The sequence below is a fragment of the Nocardiopsis sp. NPDC101807 genome (assembly GCF_044766605.1).
Lineage (GTDB): Bacteria > Actinomycetota > Actinomycetes > Streptosporangiales > Streptosporangiaceae > Nocardiopsis > Nocardiopsis tropica.
Genome location: NZ_JBIWMK010000011.1, coordinates 194,230 through 211,998 on the forward strand (window position 1 = coordinate 194,230; position 17,769 = coordinate 211,998).

Annotated in this window: 14 protein-coding genes and 1 pseudogene; 8 read left to right on the plus strand and 7 right to left on the minus strand. The window is 67.2% G+C overall.

Annotated elements, in window-relative coordinates; translation table 11 throughout:
* Positions 1-47: 47 nt before the first annotated feature.
* A complete protein-coding gene (locus ACIRPH_RS28760; RefSeq protein ID WP_402919859.1) occupies positions 48-1,097 on the plus strand; it encodes an alpha/beta hydrolase fold domain-containing protein in 1,050 nt (349 codons plus the stop codon).
* A gap of 86 nt (positions 1,098-1,183) precedes the next feature.
* Here the strand turns inward: ACIRPH_RS28760 and ACIRPH_RS28765 are convergent.
* From ACIRPH_RS28765 to ACIRPH_RS28785, 5 genes and pseudogenes are all read right to left on the minus strand, one after another.
* Positions 1,184-2,227 (minus strand): annotated as a pseudogene (locus tag ACIRPH_RS28765) (protein-L-isoaspartate O-methyltransferase); the annotation flags it as partial.
* Positions 2,228-2,305: 78 nt separating this feature from the next.
* On the minus strand, positions 2,306-2,728 hold the full coding sequence (locus ACIRPH_RS28770) for a lasso peptide biosynthesis B2 protein (RefSeq protein ID WP_402919861.1): 423 nt from the start codon (positions 2,726-2,728) through the stop codon (positions 2,306-2,308).
* Positions 2,725-3,012: a PqqD family protein gene (locus ACIRPH_RS28775; protein ID WP_402919863.1), complete on the minus strand. Its 288-nt coding sequence runs from the start codon at positions 3,010-3,012 to the stop codon at positions 2,725-2,727. The genes ACIRPH_RS28770 and ACIRPH_RS28775 overlap by 4 nt, the downstream gene beginning before the upstream one ends.
* Positions 3,009-4,736: an asparagine synthase-related protein gene (locus ACIRPH_RS28780; protein WP_402919864.1), complete on the minus strand. Its 1,728-nt coding sequence runs from the start codon at positions 4,734-4,736 to the stop codon at positions 3,009-3,011. Before ACIRPH_RS28780 ends, ACIRPH_RS28775 begins: the two co-directional genes overlap by 4 nt.
* Before the next feature lie 173 nt (positions 4,737-4,909).
* On the minus strand, positions 4,910-5,065 hold the full coding sequence (locus tag ACIRPH_RS28785) for a putative RiPP precursor (protein ID WP_402919866.1): 156 nt from the start codon (positions 5,063-5,065) through the stop codon (positions 4,910-4,912).
* 145 nt (positions 5,066-5,210) lie between these two features.
* Between ACIRPH_RS28785 and ACIRPH_RS28790 the strand changes: the two genes are divergently transcribed.
* Genes ACIRPH_RS28790 through ACIRPH_RS28800 form a run of 3 tightly spaced genes read left to right on the plus strand, consistent with a single transcriptional unit; the run spans position 5,211 to position 6,851 of the window.
* Positions 5,211-5,450 (plus strand): hypothetical protein, encoded by a 240-nt coding sequence (locus ACIRPH_RS28790; protein ID WP_402919868.1) that lies wholly within the window; start codon positions 5,211-5,213, stop codon positions 5,448-5,450.
* Positions 5,434-5,982: a DUF6879 family protein gene (locus ACIRPH_RS28795; protein WP_402919869.1), complete on the plus strand. Its 549-nt coding sequence runs from the start codon at positions 5,434-5,436 to the stop codon at positions 5,980-5,982. Before ACIRPH_RS28790 ends, ACIRPH_RS28795 begins: the two co-directional genes overlap by 17 nt.
* Complete coding sequence (locus ACIRPH_RS28800) at positions 5,979-6,851, plus strand: helix-turn-helix domain-containing protein (RefSeq protein ID WP_402919871.1); 873 nt, start codon at positions 5,979-5,981, stop codon at positions 6,849-6,851. Before ACIRPH_RS28795 ends, ACIRPH_RS28800 begins: the two co-directional genes overlap by 4 nt.
* A gap of 87 nt (positions 6,852-6,938) precedes the next feature.
* On the opposite strand, the gene ACIRPH_RS28805 is transcribed toward ACIRPH_RS28800, so the two are convergent.
* Together ACIRPH_RS28805 and ACIRPH_RS28810 are read right to left on the minus strand one after the other, a co-directional pair.
* Positions 6,939-7,115 (minus strand): DUF397 domain-containing protein, encoded by a 177-nt coding sequence (locus ACIRPH_RS28805; protein WP_402919873.1) that lies wholly within the window; start codon positions 7,113-7,115, stop codon positions 6,939-6,941.
* Complete coding sequence (locus tag ACIRPH_RS28810; protein ID WP_402919875.1) at positions 7,115-7,975, minus strand: helix-turn-helix domain-containing protein; 861 nt, start codon at positions 7,973-7,975, stop codon at positions 7,115-7,117. The genes ACIRPH_RS28805 and ACIRPH_RS28810 overlap by 1 nt, the downstream gene beginning before the upstream one ends.
* A gap of 226 nt (positions 7,976-8,201) precedes the next feature.
* Between ACIRPH_RS28810 and ACIRPH_RS28815 the strand changes: the two genes are divergently transcribed.
* From ACIRPH_RS28815 to pglX, 4 genes are all read left to right on the plus strand, one after another.
* Positions 8,202-8,768, plus strand: a complete 567-nt coding sequence (locus tag ACIRPH_RS28815) for an ATP-binding protein (RefSeq protein ID WP_402919877.1) — start codon at positions 8,202-8,204, stop codon at positions 8,766-8,768.
* Positions 8,769-9,028: 260 nt separating this feature from the next.
* Positions 9,029-9,220 (plus strand): hypothetical protein, encoded by a 192-nt coding sequence (locus ACIRPH_RS28820; RefSeq protein ID WP_402919879.1) that lies wholly within the window; start codon positions 9,029-9,031, stop codon positions 9,218-9,220.
* 226 nt (positions 9,221-9,446) lie between these two features.
* Positions 9,447-14,042: a BREX system serine/threonine kinase PglW gene (gene pglW / locus ACIRPH_RS28825; RefSeq protein ID WP_402919881.1), complete on the plus strand. Its 4,596-nt coding sequence runs from the start codon at positions 9,447-9,449 to the stop codon at positions 14,040-14,042.
* A 63-nt stretch (positions 14,043-14,105) separates the two neighbouring features.
* Positions 14,106-17,717: a BREX-2 system adenine-specific DNA-methyltransferase PglX gene (gene pglX / locus ACIRPH_RS28830; RefSeq protein ID WP_402919883.1), complete on the plus strand. Its 3,612-nt coding sequence runs from the start codon at positions 14,106-14,108 to the stop codon at positions 17,715-17,717.
* The last annotated feature ends 52 nt before the right edge of the window (positions 17,718-17,769 follow it).

Below are 17,769 nucleotides of genomic sequence, written 5' to 3' on the forward strand. Positions count from 1 at the left end.
ACCGCCCTGTGGTGTCGCAGGTCCTCGCGCACAGCACCATGGACGGTATGAGCCATGCCTCCACGCCCCCTTCTGCGGACTCCGCCCCCGACACCGCCTCGACGCCTTCCTATCAGGTCGTGGCCGACACCGGATTCGTCTTCGCGCGGCGCGACACCGGCGACCTCCTGCTCGACCTGTACCGGCCGGCCTCCGCCGAACGTCCCGTGCCGGTCGTGCTCTGGGTGCACGGGGGCGGCTGGTACGCCGGTGACCGCACCCAGGCACCGGACCTCGTACGCCGGGTGCACGCCAGCGGATACGCCTTCGCGAGCATCGACTACCGGCTCTCCGATGAGGAGGTCTTCCCCGCCCAGCTGCACGACGTGCGGGCTGCGGTCCGCTTCCTGCGCACGCACGCGGAAGGGCTCGGACTCGATCCGCAGGCGATCGGGGTGTGGGGCGGCTCCGCCGGCGGCCACCTGGCCGCGCTGGCGGGCCTGACCGGCCACATCGGCGCCCTGGTCGACGAGGAGGACACCGGCGGCGACCCGTCGGTACAGGCCGTCGTCGCCTCCTACGCCCCCGTGGACCTCGCCGTCGTGGTCGCCGAGGCCCAGTCCGGGCGCCCGGACGCGGACGCCGCGGCCTCCCCGGAGGGCCGGCTGCTGGGCGGAGATCCGGCCGAGCTGGTGGAAGCGGCGCGGTACGCCTGTCCCCTGACGTGGGTCCACGCCGGCGCACCACCGTTCCAGCTCTCCCACGGGACCGTCGACGACCTGGTCTCGTACAGGCAGAGCGAACTCCTGCACGAGGCCCTGGCCGCTGCCGGCGCGTCGAGCGAGCTCTACCTCCTCGACGGCTACAAGCACGGGTTCCTCAACGAGGCGGGCGGTCTCGACGGACAGCCTGCGGCGGTGATGGACGACGGCCGCCTGGAGCTGGAAGGGGCGGCCCGAGCCGTGCGGCGCCGTACGGCCGGGGCCGACGCCGGGGAGGTGCGGACCACCTTCGGATTCGCGACCGTGGACGAATTCCTGCGCAGGCACCTCACCCGGCCCGCGTCGCCCGGCCCCGTGGCCAGGGGTGGGAATCGCTCCCCGAAGCCGTCTCCGTAGCCGGAGAGGTTCAGTCGTTCTGTGAAAAGGGAGCTGATGGCGTCGAGTATCGCCGTTGTCCGCCGAACGCCGCTCGCGGCCGAGGACTATCCCCGACCGGGGACGCGGGCACGGGCGGCCCAGCCGTCGCGCACCTCTTCCAGCACCGGTGTCAGGGAGCCGGCGCCCGGTTTTCCCACCTGCCGCCACCGCTCTGCCCATTCCCGCACCCGGCAGGCCGACGAGGGGTCCCCGGCGGTGAGCAGCCGACCGTCGCCCAACAGCGCCGCGGCGCCCTGCTTGGACGCATGGCCCGGCGCCCAACCGCGCGAACCCACGCCGAACATGCTCAGCCCCTCGAACCCGGCCGCGTACAGGTAGGTGTGCACCTCAGCGGCGGACTCCTCCGGGGCCAGAACAGCCTCGTCCTCCACGTGGGATTCGGAGGCCAGGACCTCTACCAGGGACAGCGCCGCCGTTTCGCCTCCCCCGCACTCATTGACCCACGTGCTGCTGATCCACCACGGGTTCCCCTCTCCGTCGGTGGTCCGGGCGTGGACACCGCGCGGCGGCACCAGCCACTGGGTGAGCTCTTCGGGGTGCATCTCCACGTACCCTCCGGGCCACAGCCGGTCCGCCGTCAGACCCCCGTCCCGGGCACGGCTAGCCCGCACGATGGCGTTGGACCGGGGGAGAGGGGCGATGGTCACCGGTACCACCAGAACTGCATCCGTCACACACTGGTCGGCCCAGCTGCGGTGCAACAGGTCGGAACTGGCCCACGCGATGATCCGGTCGTAGGGTGCGTGCTCGGCCATGCCTTTGGCGCCGTCCCCGGCCACGACGCGGATCCGATCCGCGCCCCGACGGGCGTGCCGATCCCGGGCTCGTTCGACCAGGTCCGACACCACGTCCATGGAGACCACTGAGCCCTGTTCCCCCACGAGTTCGCCCAGGAGCGCACCGGAGAAACCCGAACCGGTGCCGATCTCCAGCACCCGCATGCCCGATCGCACGTCCAGCCGCTCCAACCCGGTACGGATGGCGTCGACCGAACTGCTCTGCCGGATGAGGCTCCCGTCCTCGCGCCGGGTGTAGTACTCCTCGGGAACGGACGCGAGAGCGTTCCGGATGTGGTCGTCGGTCACGGTACTCCTCTGTTGGTGGTCGGACTTGGAACGGACAACGTGCGGTCAGGCGTGAGCGGGCAGGCAGGTACGAACGGGCGGTCAGGTGCGGATCAGGACCAGGTAGGGGTGGGCGTCGAACCCCGGCTCCGCGATCGGGGCACCCTCGACCTCGACCCAGGAATGTGCGGTGTAGGGCATCATCCGGGCGCCGATACACCAGTCGACGCGGTGGCGCAGCAACAGACAGGTCAGAGTCGAGGCCAGCGCGGTTTCCAGACAGGCGAACCGTACGGGCAGGATCCGGCTCACCGCTCTGACAGCGCCGATCACCATCTCTGCCTGGCGGGTACGCGCCCTTCGGGTCGTGCGCCGGTGTCCGAAGGCAACCAAGCGCAGGCTGACCGAGATCGGGAGCCGGAGCAGGACCAGCGCCCCCAGACACCCGGCCACCGCGGCTGCCCGGTACCCGGGAGGGAGAGGCGTGCACCTCTCGGCGACGATCGCCATCTGCGCGGAACTCACCGGGACCCTCCTTCCGGGACGGCCAACCCGAGCCGCACCAGCGTGTCGGTCAAGCCGCGAGCATCGGCGCGGAGCCGCTCCTCGTCCACGCCCCAGAGACCGGACAGGTCGGAGATCACCGAGTCGGGATCCTCTCCGCCGCACAGGCGTTCCCACAACGCGGCGGCGGAGGGATTGAGGCCGTAGAGCCGGTTCTGCGTGCTGTGCAGGAGCACGGCGCCGTCACGGTCGGCGGCGGTGTACACCGCGTGGTGCCGGCGTAGTCGTGGGTCGGAACCGCTCATGCCATCACTCCGATCGGTATCGGTGCACTCTCCGTACGAGGGGTGGGGAGGTTGTTCCGTCGGGACCGCAGCCACAGTTCGGCGGCCAGGATCCGGTGGAGTTCCGCCATCGGAGCACGGCCCCCTGCCACCGCCAGGTCCAGAGCACGCAGAACCGGATCGGGACGGACGATGCCTGAGGCGAGCAGGTGGCCCTCGCGAAGCAGGGCGCGAGCCTCGGCCGCGTTGCGGCGTAGCCCGTGGTACTCACACGCCCCGTAGTCGTCCTTGCTGCGGCGTTCGTACAGCGTGGCCGGGACCAGGCCCTCCATGGCCCGGCCCAGGAGGGGCTTGGCGTTCAAGGCGGTGGCACGTTCGCCGGCCGGAACACTCAGGCAGGCCGCGACCACGCTGTTGTCGAAGTAGGGGGCCCACACCCGCACTCCCGCGAGCTCGGCCAGGTGGAGGAAGGACCTCGTGGCCTCGCCGTGCCGGTGGACCATGCGCAGAGCGTGGGCGTCGGCCCCGTCCTGCTCGGGACCCAGAGCATCGGCTCCCAGCCGTGCACGTTCGGCCAGTGCCCCGATCGCCGCGTCGGTGGCCCATCTCAGAGCACCGACCACCGGAATCCAGGAGATGCCTGCTTCGAGTTCGGGTGAAGGAGACAGCGTCTGGGCTCTCCAACCGGGGGAGTGGAGGTGGCCGGCGAGGTCGGCCAGCACGGCCCTGAATCCGGTACGGGCGCTGCTCAGTCCCGCCCGCACCACCCGGTGCACCGGTCGCTGTCGCAACCGTGCCAGGGCGTGGGCCTCCGCGAGGAAGCGCCGGCCGTGCCGCATACGGGCGAGTTCGGAGAGGTAGGTCAACGGTGCGCCGAGGACCACGTCTCCGCCGTCGCCCACCAGGTGCACGCCTTCGCGCGTCGCCGGGCGCAGCCGAACATGGGTGCGGGCCCAGATGAGCGGATCGAGGGAGGGGACGTCGGTCTCCGGGCTCTGGGCGAGGCCGCTGAAGGGCAGGGTGCTCTGGTCGCCCTCGATGACCGTCCAGTCCAGGCCGGGGGTCTGCCGGACGATGCGCTCGGCGTGCATGAGGTCGTCGCCGTTGTGGGCGAAACCGTCCGTGTAGGTCAGGGCGACCACCGGGGAGCCGGCGTAGCTCGCGGCCAGAACCGCGAGTGTGGAGGAGTCCAGGCCGCCGCTCAGGTCGCAGCTGACGTCCGCAGCGTTACCGCACAGGTTCTGCAGAGTCTGGAGCAGGGCCGAGCGGAAGAGGGCCGCGCCTTCAGCGAGTGAGGCCTCCGGGACAGGGAGGTTTCGCTGCCGTAGGGCCGCACGGCCCTTGTTGACGTGCAGTACCTGGTGGGGGCCGACCGGGCTCACCCCTTGGACCGGGCAGATGCCCAGCACGTCCGTGAGGTCGGGAAGGAACAGGAAGGCGGCGATCCCCTCGGTCTCCGGCTCTGCTGTCGGGGTGAGGCTGGGAGAGGTGGGCGAGGAGGCGAACCGAACGCTGTGTTCGCCTTGGCGGAACCAGAGGCGGTGGGCTCCGGCCAGGTCTCCGGCCCAGGCCAGCTCAGGGCCCTCAGTGACGAAGACGCAGTAGGAGCCCGCGAGCGAGCCGAGCCGGTCGGCCGCGGTCACCGGATCGGGTACGTCGGTCAGAATCCGTTCGATGATCGTTCCGGAGGCGAAGCACGTCCCCAGGAAGACTGCTCGGCGCCGTCGGCTCCGGTGAAGGCGCACGTGGCCGATCATCCGGGGATCGCAAAGATGCAGTTCGTGCCAGAAATCCGAGCCGCTGTGCGTGGTTCGGGAGAGGTCCCCGGCCTCGGATGTGCCGGTGTAGCAGGGTGAAGGGGACACCGTGCTCCTTGTGGAGAGGGTCGGGTGCGGCCGAGTAGCCGCACCCGGTGGGTTCACCAGTAACGGGAGGTGTTCATGTCCGCGGTGTCCTGGGAACCGGTGCCCAGGACGACCTCTCGGATTTCACCCAGGCAGGTGACGGTCGGTGGCTCGTAGGAGAGTGCGGGCACGTTTTGTCGAGGCTGGGTGACGGTGTCCTGTTCGGACATGGATGTCTCCGTAAGTCGTCCGGGGCTGGCCGGTAGACGGGACCGGCCAGCTTGGCTATTCCAGTAGTACAGGAATATGGTGGGTGCGACAAGCGGATCCCGAACTCTGTGGACGCAAGGGGTGACAGGGTGAAGTATTCCAGTCATGCTGGAATCAACTTCGATCCCCTGGAGGAAACAGATGAAGCTCACCCGGCTTGCTGGCGAATGCCCAGACGGAGTGACCTGCCCTACCGTCTTCGCCAGCGATCGAGGAACGATCATCGTGCAGGGCTACACACTGGCTCCAGGGGACCTCACCGAGATCCCCCTCCCTGAAGGTGAGAGTGCCGTGGAGATCCCTCTGTCCTTGCTGAAGGAGGCCGCACGTGTTCACAGTGGCTGAGCTGCTGGGGTTCTTCGACACCCGCTTGACAGAGTCGGCCTTCCGATTGGAGACCCTGGACCAGTACGAGGTCGGCTCTGACGGAGGAGACTTCCATCGGTTTGTGGTTGGAGAACCCGAACCCGACTGGGACCGAAAGCGCCCCTGGTTGGAGACATTGCGGACTGAGCGGGACGCTGGCATCCGCAGGCATAGGGTTCGGGTCCTGCGCACCCCACTCAACGACTACCTTCGCTACGCCTGTGAGTGGGGTTATGTCCTCAACGCCGAGGCAGGCGAGGAGATCCACGTCCTGGACCTCGCCGCGAGGGCGCTCCCGCCGGAAGTGGTGGACCACGACTTCTGGCTGATCGACGACAAGTACCCCCTGCGCATGCACTACGCCGAGAACGGCGAGTTCATCGGTGCCGAACTCGTCGATAACCTGGGCCGGTACCAGAAGGCCAGGGATGCGGCGCTTGCCGCCGCCGAGCCGTTCGCTCAGTGGTGGGCGCGCCATCCCGAGGAATGGAGAGCCAACCGGACTGTATGACGGCTCAGCAGAACACCTCCGCTGGTCGTGGTGCCGAAGGCCGCGACCGGCTTGCCCGTGCGCTGCGCGAGGCACGCGCAGACGCAGCCGTCAGCGGTGTCAACGCAGGTCGGGCGGCGGGGATGTCGCAGTCCAAGGTCTCCAAGATCGAGCGGGCACTCCTGCTGCCGACCGTGGACGACGTGGCGGCGCTGTGCCGGGTCTACGGGGTGGCGAGTGAGGAACGCGCGGAGCTGGTGGCCCTGGCGGAGGGCCTGAGACAAGAGGCGTCCAGCCGTGTGATCATGGCGCGAGGCGTGTCCCAGTTCCAGCGCAGGATCAACCACCTGACCACTTCGGCTTCGATCATCAGGTCGTTCCACCCGGTCATCGTGCTCGGAGTGCTCCAGACGCGCGAGTACACCCGGTGTGTGTTCAACGATCCCCGCTCCCAGGTCTCGGCTCAGGAGGCGGAGGCTTCGATCCAGGCCAGGCAAGAGCGGCGCCGAGGCCTGTTCGAGGGAACGACGCGGCACCACTTGATCGTGCCGGAGGGCGCACTCCGCTGGCAGGCGGGTTCGGCCGACATCATGGCCGACCAGATCGAGGACATCGCCCGAGTCGTTGTCCAGGCGTCCAACGCGGTGGTCGGCGTCATCCCTTGGACCAGGCCCACGCATGTCTTCCCGGGGCACGGCTTCAACATCTTCGACGAGGACGCCGTGATGGTCGGGACCGAGACCGCGACAGCCACCCTGACCGGAGCCGCTGACATCGCGACCTATGTCGAGCTGTTCGGTGAACTCGAGAAGCTGGCCTGTTTCGAGGATGAGGCGGTCAGCCACCTGGAGCGCATCGCGGGGGAGTACCGCCGGCTGGCGCAGGGGTGAGGACCCGACGCGTTCACCAAGGGAGGGGGCGGCTGAGGTTCCCGGGCGCACAGGTGAGCCGGGAACCTCGCGCCTCAGGACCGGGCGTCAGCCGCGGGCGGAGTGGAGGAAGGCGGTCCACTCGGCGGCGGGGAAGGGGAAGTGCCCCTTGGCGGGGTTCTTGGAGTCCCGAACGGCCGCGCCGCTGGGCAGGTCGGCGATCTCGACACAGTTCTGTCCCTGGCCGCTGTAACTGCTCTTCCGGAACACCAGCTCGTTGGTCATCAGTCGCTCTCTAGGGATTTCAGGACGTCAGCGATGAACTTCGCGGACTGCGCAGTGCTCATTGCTGAGCCCTGAGCGTCGCTGAAGGTAACAGTATGTTGTTCCACTTCGTCAGCTTCCTCCAGGAAGAGACCACCAGTGGCAGTCTCGATGAAGACGATGGGGAGATCCAGGGGTTCAGGGAACTCCAGGATGCTGAAGGGTGCGATCAGAGCGTTGTGGGCTCCTGTGGAGAAGAGCAATACCTGTAGGTCGATGTTCGGCAGCTTCGCCATGTGAAGCAGGTGGCGCATCTGCTCAACCATGACCTCCGGACCGCCGATGAAGCGCCGGAGCGCTGCCTCATCCAGAACCACACGGAGCTTCGTCGGGTTGAAGCGGGTCAGGATCTCGCGCCGAGCCATACGTGCCTGAGTGCGACGTTCGATCTCCTCTGCCCCTGTGTACCGCCCGCCTTGGAAGACTGCATGGGCGTACTCAGGAGTTTGGAGTAGACCGGGAATGACGGACGACTCGAAGGTCCGGATGGTTGATGCCTCCGCCTCGAAGTCCGGGAGCGACTGAGGCCCGAACACCTCCCTATATTTCGACCACCAACCCCGGACTTTGGCGTCCCTGGCCAGGGCATGCAGAGCCTCGCGCTTGTCGGGATCAGTGACCTGGTACAGGTCCAACATCTTGTTGAGATCGTCAGCCTTGACCTTCTGAATCTCGGCGTTCTCGATCATGCTGAGCTTGCCAGCTGCCCAGCCGAGCAACCTGGCCGCGTTCGTAGATGTGATGTTGGCTTCCTCGCGGGCACGCTTGAGCTCGGCTGACAAGCGGCGACGACGCAGCGTAGGGCTGTGGGAGCGTTGCATGTCTTCAGTCTAGCCAAAAAAACTTGAGTCTCAAGTTTTAGTGTTGACAAAATTGAGGCTCAAGTTCTAGGGTCGTGAGTGTAGCCAGTGACCGACATCTCACGCAGAGTCGCTTGTGGTCAGGCTACGCCGTGCCCCTTCCCGACGTCCGGGAATCGCGAAGGTCCAACCTTGCGGGCACACCGAACTCTCAGTTCACTCCCACACGCCAAGGAGTCTGTTCGTCATGCCCGTACTCGCCCCCGTGCCCCCGATGTCAGAGGTGACCATCGCTCTCCACGAGCTGGTGCCCTACGCCCTCCGCCACTACTTCAACGGCAGCCCCGACCGGCCCTACTACCGGACCCGGCGCTACGACTTCGGATCTTCCCTGCTCTTCCTTCCGCTGGTGCGGGCGTTCCTGGACACTTGCGCCGCCGAGCAGAGCAGCGACTACCGCTACCTCTTCACCCTCCTCGGCTCCGAACTCGCCAGCAACGCGCTCAAGCACTCGCGCTCGGGCATTCCCGGGCGTTCCTACACCCTGCTGTGCGAGCGCAAGCGGGACGGGCTTCGGCTGACCTGCCGGGACGACGGCATCGCCAAGGACACCGCCACGAGCGTGCACGACCGCAGCCACCTGACCGTGGACCCCGGCGGGCTGGACCCCAGCGCCGAGGCCGGGCGGGGGCTGGCCATGGTGGATGCGCTGGCCACCGAGTGGGGAGACAACGGCCGCCCGGGTCACCGCGCGGTGTGGCTCTTCCTGGCCTACGGCCTCCAGGGCAGCCGCTGGCCCGAGCTGGCCCGCTAGCAGTACTCCGAAACGGAGAAGGGCCCAGGAGAGCGCGGCAACGCTCTTCCCGGGCCCGCAACAACCCTGAAGTCCGCACACTTCCACATGCTCAGAAAGCAGGATCAGTGACGCATCCTATCCCCGCAGCCCGGATCTCCAGCGATGCACTGGGCCGGAATCCTCCGCCGCTACCTCGGCGCCAACCGCTGGTCGGCCCGTTCTGCCCGGCCTGTGAGCATCCCTCCTGCCGTCGGCGCCGGGCGGCACTCCTGCCCCGCTTGGGCGGCCATCGCTCCGAGTTCGCTCGTGAGCACGCCCGAGCCGCCGCCGTTCAGGGTCGACACCGGAACCTGGTCATCTGGTTCGGTGAGCAGACCCTGTCGTACTGGGTGGCCTCGGCCGACGGCCTGACGGAAGTCCTCGAACTCGAGGCATCGGGGCTCCGGCTGCCGAGGCCCGCCTACCACTGACCCCGGTGACGCAGTCGGTGGCGGCCGGTTCCGGCCACAGGATTCGGTCGCCACCGAATCGGCTCTCACCAAGGGCCCCCTGGAAATCGGCCCTGCTGCGTCGATGCAACCGTTTCAGGACTTTCGGTCCTCCTGGAACGGCGTACTACCCCGATAGTCTCCACCTCTAGGATGGCCGGAGGCGTGGCCAGCCACGTAACCCCCAGGTGTTGAGACGGAGCGGTGCATGCTTGAAGGCCGGTGGACGACCGTCACCGAGTCGGAATTCGACCACGAGCACCGGGGGCTGGAAGCCATCCGCAAGGCCCTGCCCAACACCGGCGCTTGGCGGGCCTGGTCGAACTTCACCTTTACCGCCAACACCGGACACGTACACGAGGTCGACCTCCTCGTCGTCTCGCCCAGCGGCGTCCACATGGTGGAGCTCAAACACTGGCACGGAGGAGTCACCTCCGAGAACGGCACATGGGTCCAGACCAGACCGGGCGGCCACCGCCAGCCGCACGGCAACCCGCTGCACCTGGTCACCAAGAAGGCCCGAAACCTCGCCGGACTGCTGAAGAAGCAGGGCGCGAACGTCTTCGTGTCCGCCTCCGTGTGCTTCACCGACTCCTCCCTCCGGATCCGCCTGCCCTCCAACGACCAGAACGGCGTCTACTTCGTCGACCAGCTCGTGGAGATGCTCTCCCGCGCCCCGCACGACGAGCGGCACCGGATCACCGGTCCCAGGTCCAACGAGGTCAAGGCCGGGCTGGACCGGATCGGCATCCGACGCAGCGACGCCCAGTACAAGGTCGGCCCCTACCTTCTGGAGCGCAAGCCCCTGGACAGCGGGCCCACCTGGGTGGACCACATCGCCCGGCACACCGAGTTGTCCGAGCTGGTGCGGGTGCGCGTCTACCTGAGGGAGCGCGGGGCCAGCACGGCCATGCGCACATCCGTGGACAACGCGGCCCGCAGGGAATCGGACATCCTCCGTCGATTCCGGCACCCCGGCGTGGTCCAGCTCAAGCAGTACGACCCCTCCGGTCACTCCTCCGGTCCGGCGCTGATCTTCGACTACCACCCGGAGACCCTGCGCCTGGACGAGTACCTCATCCAGTACGGCGACAGGCTCGACATCCTCGCCAGGATGTCCCTGGTCCGCCAGCTCGCCGAGACGCTGCGCTGGGCGCACTCCAGCCGTGTCCACCACCGCACCCTCTCCGCGCACTCCGTCCACGTGTTCCCCGGAGCCCGTGCACGCGGCGGTGAGGACGCCCGGTGGCTCTCCCCGCAACTGCAGATCTCCGACTGGCAGATCGCCCAGCGCCACGGCGGGCAGGAGAGCGGCACCCGGCAGTTCGCCCCCACCTCGCTGTCGCTCGGCCACGTCGCCGAAGCCGCGGACGCCTACTTGGCGCCCGAACTGAGCGCTTCGCGCCCCGACCCCGTCTTCCTCGACGTGTACGGGCTGGGAGTCCTCACCTACCTCCTGGCCACCGGCCGGGCACCCGCCGCGAGCCAGGCCGAGCTCCTGACGCAGCTCGAGGCGGGGGAGGGCCTGCGACCGAGCGCCCTCGTGGACGGCTTGTCCGAGGACGTCGACGAGCTGGTGCAGGCCGCCACCGCGTACCGTCCCGAGCAGCGCCTGTCCAGCGTCGACGAGTTCCTGGAGATGCTGGAGTACGTCGAGGACTCCCTGACCGCCCCCAGCACGGTTCCCGACGCACTCCAGGAGCAGGAGCCGGAGAAGGATCCGTTGGACTCCGTCGCGGGTGACGTGCTGGCCGGCCGCTGGGAGGTCCGGCGGCGCCTGGGCACCGGCTCCACGAGCCGAGCCTTCCTCGTACGTGACCTGAGCACCGACCCCGAAGCGCACAACGCCCGCCCCCTGGCCGTCCTCAAGGTGGCCCTGTCCGACAGCCGCGGCGAGGTCCTGGCCCGCGAGGCCGAGGTGATGCGGGGCCTGCGCGCCGACTCACGGGTGATCCGACTCGTCGAACCCGAGCCCCTGACCATCGGCGGCCGTACGGTCCTGGCCCTGGAGTACGTCGGCGACGAGCGTGCCGCGGAGAAGCGGGGCGAGTCGGGCAGCGTTCCGCGACGCCGCGAGGAGACCGTGGCCCGCCAGCTCCGCGACCAGGGCCGTCTGGGCGCGGACCAACTGGAGGCCTACGGGGACTACCTGTTCGGCGCCGTCGACTTCCTGGAGGGAGAGGGGGTCTGGCACCGCGACATCAAGCCGGACAACATCGCCATCCGCATCAGGCCCAACCGCACGCGCCAGCTGGTCCTCATCGACTTCTCCCTTGCCGGTTACCCCGCGAGCGTGACGGACGCCGGTACCCAGGGGTACCTCGACCCGTTCATCGGTGCGCTCAAGCGCACGGCCTACGACGCCCACGCCGAGCGGTACGCGATCGCTGCCACCCTGCACGAGATGGCCTCGGGTGAACTGCCCACCTGGGGCGACGGCAAGGTCGTTCCCGCGCAGACCGATGCAGAGGAGTGGCCCCGGCCCACGATCGCCGCCGACGCGTTCGACCCGGCCGTCCGGGACGGACTCGTCTCCTTCTTCCGCAAGGCGCTGCACCGTGACACGGCCAAGCGCTTCAGCGATCTGAAGCCGATGCGGGACGCCTGGCGCAAGATCTTCCTGGACATGGCCCAGACCATCTCGTCCACGGGCCACCCCTCCCGCCACCCCGAAACCGCCACCACCGCGCGCGAACTGGAAGCGGCAGCGCCGGTCTCGGAGATCGCCGCCGTCGAGCAGCAGCGCAACCTGCAGGCGGAGCAGGCGAACCGGGACACCCACCTGTCGACCGCCGGGCTCACCCCGATCGCCGTCTCCTTCCTGCACGGGCTCGGCGTCAACACCGTCGGCGAACTGCTCGACTACAGCCAGCGCAAGTTCCTCAACGCCCCCGGCCTGGGCGCCAAGACCCGTACCGAGATCCAGGGCCGCCAGCGCCAGTGGGGCGAGCGGCTGCGCCAGGAACCGGACTCCCCGCTCACCTCGCAGGGCCGCAAGGAGGCCCGGGAAGAGCTGGAGCAGTACAGCGCCATGGAGTCCGCCCTGGCGGACACCCTCGTCGCCCACGACGGGACCCGTGCACTGCCCGACAGCGCCCTGCGCTCCGTCAGCCTGGACGCCCTGGCCACGCTCTTCGTCCCGGAGCTCCGCAAGAACGGTTCCAACCAGAACGAGATCGAGGCGGTACGGCTTCTGCTGCGTCTGCCCGACGAACAAGGCGAACTGCCGGACATCGGTGTATGGCCCAAGCAGAAGGACGTGGCCGAAGCTCTGGGCCTGTCCGCCGGACGCATTCCGCAGATCATCAAGACGCAGCGGACCCGGTGGAAAAAGCTTCCGGCGGTGCGCGCGCTCCGGGAGGAGATCCTCGGGCTCCTGACGAGGTTGGGCCGGGTCGCCTCCGCCGCGGAGATCGCCGACGCCCTGATCGTGCGGCGCGGCACCCGTCTGCGCGAGCGCGGGCAGCGCAGGGCCCTGGCCCTGGCCGCCGTACGCGCCGTGCTGGAGATCGAGCAGCTCACCCCCGACGAGAGCGCGTTCCAGCACCAGCCCAACCGCGGCGCCACGGACGATGCGCTCAGTGCGGGCCTGCTGGCGCTGGAGGTCGGCGAGAACGACGCCCCGGACACCCCGTCCGCCCCGGGGCTGCTCGACTACGCGGTGCGCCTGGGCCGTGTCGCGAACCGTCTCAGCAAGCTCGACACCCTGCCGACAGCCACGACCGTGCTTGCCGAACTGGGAGCGGTGACACCGCCTCCGGGGACGGTCGAGTGGGACGAGCGCCGGCTGGTGGAGCTGGCCGCGGCGGCGTCGCTCAACGCTGCCGCCACCCCGCGCCTGGAGATCTACCCGCGCGACCTGTCGCTGGTACGGGCGCTGCGGCTCACTCAGGCCGGCCTGGTCAGGGAGGTTCCCGGCCGTCCGAGGGAACAGCAGCCCGGCCTGCCCCCCGGCGAGGTGCACGACCGTGTGCGGGCCCGCTTCCCGGAGCTGGTGAACGCCCGGGGAGGTCGAGAACTGCCCACCGGCGGCCCGCTCACCAAGGCGTTGAAGGACGCCGGGTTCGACCTCACCCTGTCCACACGCGAGGACACGGGAACCCTGCGCTACCTGTCCACCCAGGAGGGGGCGAGGTCCGACTACCTCACGGCCGACGGGCAGCGTCACAGCACGCGCGGTGGTACGTTCACCCGCTACGCCGACGACCCGCAGATCGCGGACGCCGTCCAGGCGGAGGAACGATTGTCCGCCTCTGCGAAGCGGGACGGATTCCGTGTGCTGACCGTGCGCACGGGGTTGAGTGCTCTGGCGGTCACCGAGCTCGCAGGGGGCGGTAGCCGGTTCGCGGCTGAGGAGGTCTCTGCCACGGCCCTCTTCCTGGAAGCCATGCACGGACTGGTGGATCCGAAGCCCAAACCGAGCTGGGAGACGATCCTGAAGGCGGACGCCGCCACACCGGGATCAAAGGCCGCGGCGAACTTCGCCGCCTATGCCACCACCGCGTGGAGCCGGATCGAGCCGAGACTGCGGGAGCTCCTGGTGCCAGGCGCGGACTCAGCACCGGTGCTGATGACCGATGCTGGGGTATTCGCCCGTTACGGCGCGATGGATGTGCTGCACCGGCTGGCCGAGGTGTCCCGGCACGGCGGACGCGGCCTGTGGCTGCTGTGCCCGCAGGACGATCCTGCGCGTGACCCCCGGCTGGGCACGATCGCCGTTCCGTACCAGGCGGGGTTGGGCGAGTGGGTCGAACTGTCGGACGCATGGGTGCGCAACCTGCATCGGTCGGGCGTGCGGAAGTAGTAGCAGTAGCAGCAGTCATGGCAAGTAGTGGAACAAGCAGGCAAGGGTTCGGGAGAAGGCCACGTGATTGACCGCGCAGCGCTGTTGGACGATCTGAAGCGTCAGGTCAAGGGGGCCGAATCCGATCTCGCCGCACAGGTGCGGGAGATCGACGAGGTGAGGACGCGGTTGCGGGGCGAGTACAACCGCGCGAGCAAGCTCAACCGCACGGCGGCGACCTGGAACGCGTGGCTCGACGAGCGGATCACCCAGGTCGCGGTGGCGTGGGTGCTGGGCACGGTGTTCGTCCGGTTCGCCGAGGACAACCGGCTGATCCCGGAGCCCTACCTCACCGCACCCGAGATCGAACGCCGTGACCTGGCCGAGGCGCGGTACAGCGCTTACGTGGAGACTGACGAGGACCCCACGTATCGCGGCTGGTTGGAGCGGGCTTTTGCGGAGCTGGGCGCGGGCCGTGTGGGCAAGCTGCTGTTCCACCCCGAGCACAACCCGCTGTTCCAGATCCCCCTCTCCCACGATGGAGCCCGGGACCTGGTGGAGTTCTGGCGTGAGCGTGATAGTGAGGGCGTGCTCATTCACGACTTCACGGATCCGTTGAACGACGATGGTACGCAGGGGTGGGATACCCGGTTCCTGGGCGACCTGTACCAGGACCTGTCGGAGAACGCGCGCAAGACGTATGCCCTGCTCCAGACCCCGGAGTTTGTCGAGGAGTTCATTCTTGATCGGACGATGACCCCGGCCGTGCGGGAGTTCGGCTACCAGGATCTGAAGATGATCGACCCGACATGCGGGTCCGGGCACTTCGTGTTGGGCGCTTTCAAGCGCATGGTGAAGCTCTGGGCGCAGGGGCAGCCTGGCGGTGATGCGCACGAGCAAGTGCGGGCAGCTCTGGACTCGGTGCATGGTGTGGACATCAACCCGTTCGCGGTGGCGATTGCACGGTTCCGGCTGCTGGTCGCGGCGATGGCTGCGGCCAATATCCGGACGTTCGCCGACGCAGGCAGGTACGACTGGCCGATGCACCTAGCTGTCGGTGACTCGCTGATTGAGGCCCGTCAGCTTGAATTGGCCCTGGAAATGGAGAACTCCGGTGACTCATTGGCGTCTTTCGCATATGCGACAGAGGATGTACACGAGCACAAGGGCATCCTGGAACAGGGGCGCTACCATGTAGTGGTGGGAAACCCTCCATACATCACAGTGAAGGACAAGAGTCTTAATGAGATTTACCGAAAGAGTTATGACGCCTGTTCTGGTAAGTACGCCCTTTCGGTGCCCTTTGCGCAGCGCTTCTTTGAACTGGTCAAGCGGGGTGATGATGATGGGCGCGGTTATGGCTATGTTGGCCAGATCACCTCAAATTCCTTCATGAAGCGTGAGTTCGGCGCCAAGCTGATCGAGGAGTTCTTTGGCGGCAAGGTTGAATTAGCGGAGGTCATCGACACTTCTGGTGCCTATATTCCAGGGCATGGAACGCCCACGGTTATTATCGTTGGCACGCGGCGTATCGGCAAGGAACGATCCGGCACCATTAGGGCCGTCCGTAATGTCCAAGGGGAGCCCTCTGCGCCAGTGAATGCCGAGGATGGGCTGGTTTGGTCTGAGATTGTGGCTCAGATTGACAACCCGGGATTTGTTGGTCGGTGGATATCGGTGGATGATCTCGATCGATCGCGCTACTTTGGTAAGCAGCCTTGGATTCTCGCCGATGGTGGTCTGGAGATGGTTGAGGGGATAGAAAGGGGGAGTTTCTCTCGGGTATCTTCTATCGCTGATTCAGTCGGAATTACGAGCTTCACGCTTGAGGATGACCTCTATCTGATTGGGCCTGGCAGTGCTGATCGGCGAGATTTGCCAGTTTCATATCGTCGTCCCATGGTTACCGGAGACCTTATTCGAGACTGGGTGGGGGAGGGGTTTGAAGATGCGATTTTTCCTTACGAAGATGACTTCAAGCCGATTGAAGTAGAAACTAATTCATCTCTACTGCGGTACATGTGGCCTGGGCGGACTATTGTTTCTCGAAGTGTTATGTTCGGCGGTAAGACAAAAATAGCCTCTGGGTTGCGTTGGACTGAGTATGGCAGGTTGGCTGTAAAAAAACTACGCACGCCAATGTCGATCACGTTTGCGGAAGTGTCGACTCATAATCACTTCGTTTTGGATCGGGGGGGAAAGGTATTTAAGCAGACGGCTCCAGTGATTAAGCTGCGTGAAGGGGCAAGTGAGGAAGATCATTTGCGTCTGCTTGGTCTTCTGAATAGCTCTTCGGTTTGCTTCTGGCTCAAGATGATGTGCCACAATAAGGGTAGTACCGTTGATAGCAAGGGTGCACGCCAGTCCACGGTTCCATTCGAGGACTTTTATCAGTTCAATGGGACCAACGTAACCAGGCTCCCTCTCCCGGCTGAGTACCCCACTGAGCTTGGCACCGCTCTGGATGCCCTGGCCCAGAAGCTGGCCGTCTCCAGCCCTTCCGTTCTGGCTGCTCCCACTACGCCTACTGCCGTGGCCCTTCGCGAAGCCAAGGCCACCTGGGAATCCCTTCGCAGGCAAATGATCTTTCTGCAGGAAGAACTGGACTGGCAGGTCTACTCCCTCTACAACCTGCACGACGAAGACCTACGCGTCCCGGACTCCTTCGACATTCGTGAGATCGCGCTCGGCGAGCGCGCGTTCGAGATCGTGCTCGCCCGCAAGGTCGCCGCTGGCGAGGCCTCCGGCGAGTGGTTCAAGCGCCACGGCTCCACACCTATCACCGAGATCCCCTCCCACTGGCCGGAGGAATACCGCGAGGTCGTCCAGAAGCGCATCGACGTCATGGAGTCCTCCCGGGCCATCGGCATGGTGGAGCGCCCCGAGTACAAGCGCCGGTGGGCCACCGAGGGCTGGGACTCCCTCCAGGACAAGGCCCTGCGCTCCTGGCTGCTGGACCGGGTGGAGGCCCGCGAGCACTGGTACGACGACAACGACCAGCCCGCCCTCCTCACCCTCTCCCAGCTCGTTGACACACTCTCGCGCGATGACGACTTCACCTCGGTCGCTCGTATCTACGCCCCTCGCCAAGAGCTCGCAGACGTGGTCGCCGCCCTGGTGACCGAAGAGCACGTCCCCTTCATCTCCGCTCTGCGCTACAAGCCCTCCGGCCTGAAGAAGCGTGCCGACTGGGAGAGGACCTGGGAACTCCAGCGGGAGGAGGACGCAGCCCCCGACGAACCCGCCAAGCGCAGGATCCGGGACTCCATCAAGGTCCCGCCCAAGTACACCTCGGCCGACTTCCTCCGCGCCTCCTTCTGGAAGGCGCGTGGCAAGCTGGACGTGCCCAAGGAGCGGTTCATCTCCTACGGCTCGGCCAACGACGCCACCCCCAAGCTGTACGGCTGGGCCGGCTGGGACCACCGGGAACAGGCGCAGGCGCTGGCCTCCTACGTCTCCGTCCAGGTTCTGTCCGCCGAGGAGATCACCCCCTTCCTGGCAGGTCTGCTCGAGCTCCAGCCGTGGCTGGCTCAGTGGCACGACGAGTTCGACGCGATGTACGGCAGTTCTCCCGCCGGGTTCTTCTCGGGGTACCGCCAGCAGCTCCAGGGCGAGCACGGCCTGACCGACGACCACCTGAGGGAATGGCGCCCCGTCGCCGCCACCCGTGGCCGTCGCGGGGGCAAGAAGAAGTAGCAGTAGCGGGACGATCGGCACAGCGGCCCCGGCGGGTCCGGCGGAATCGAAG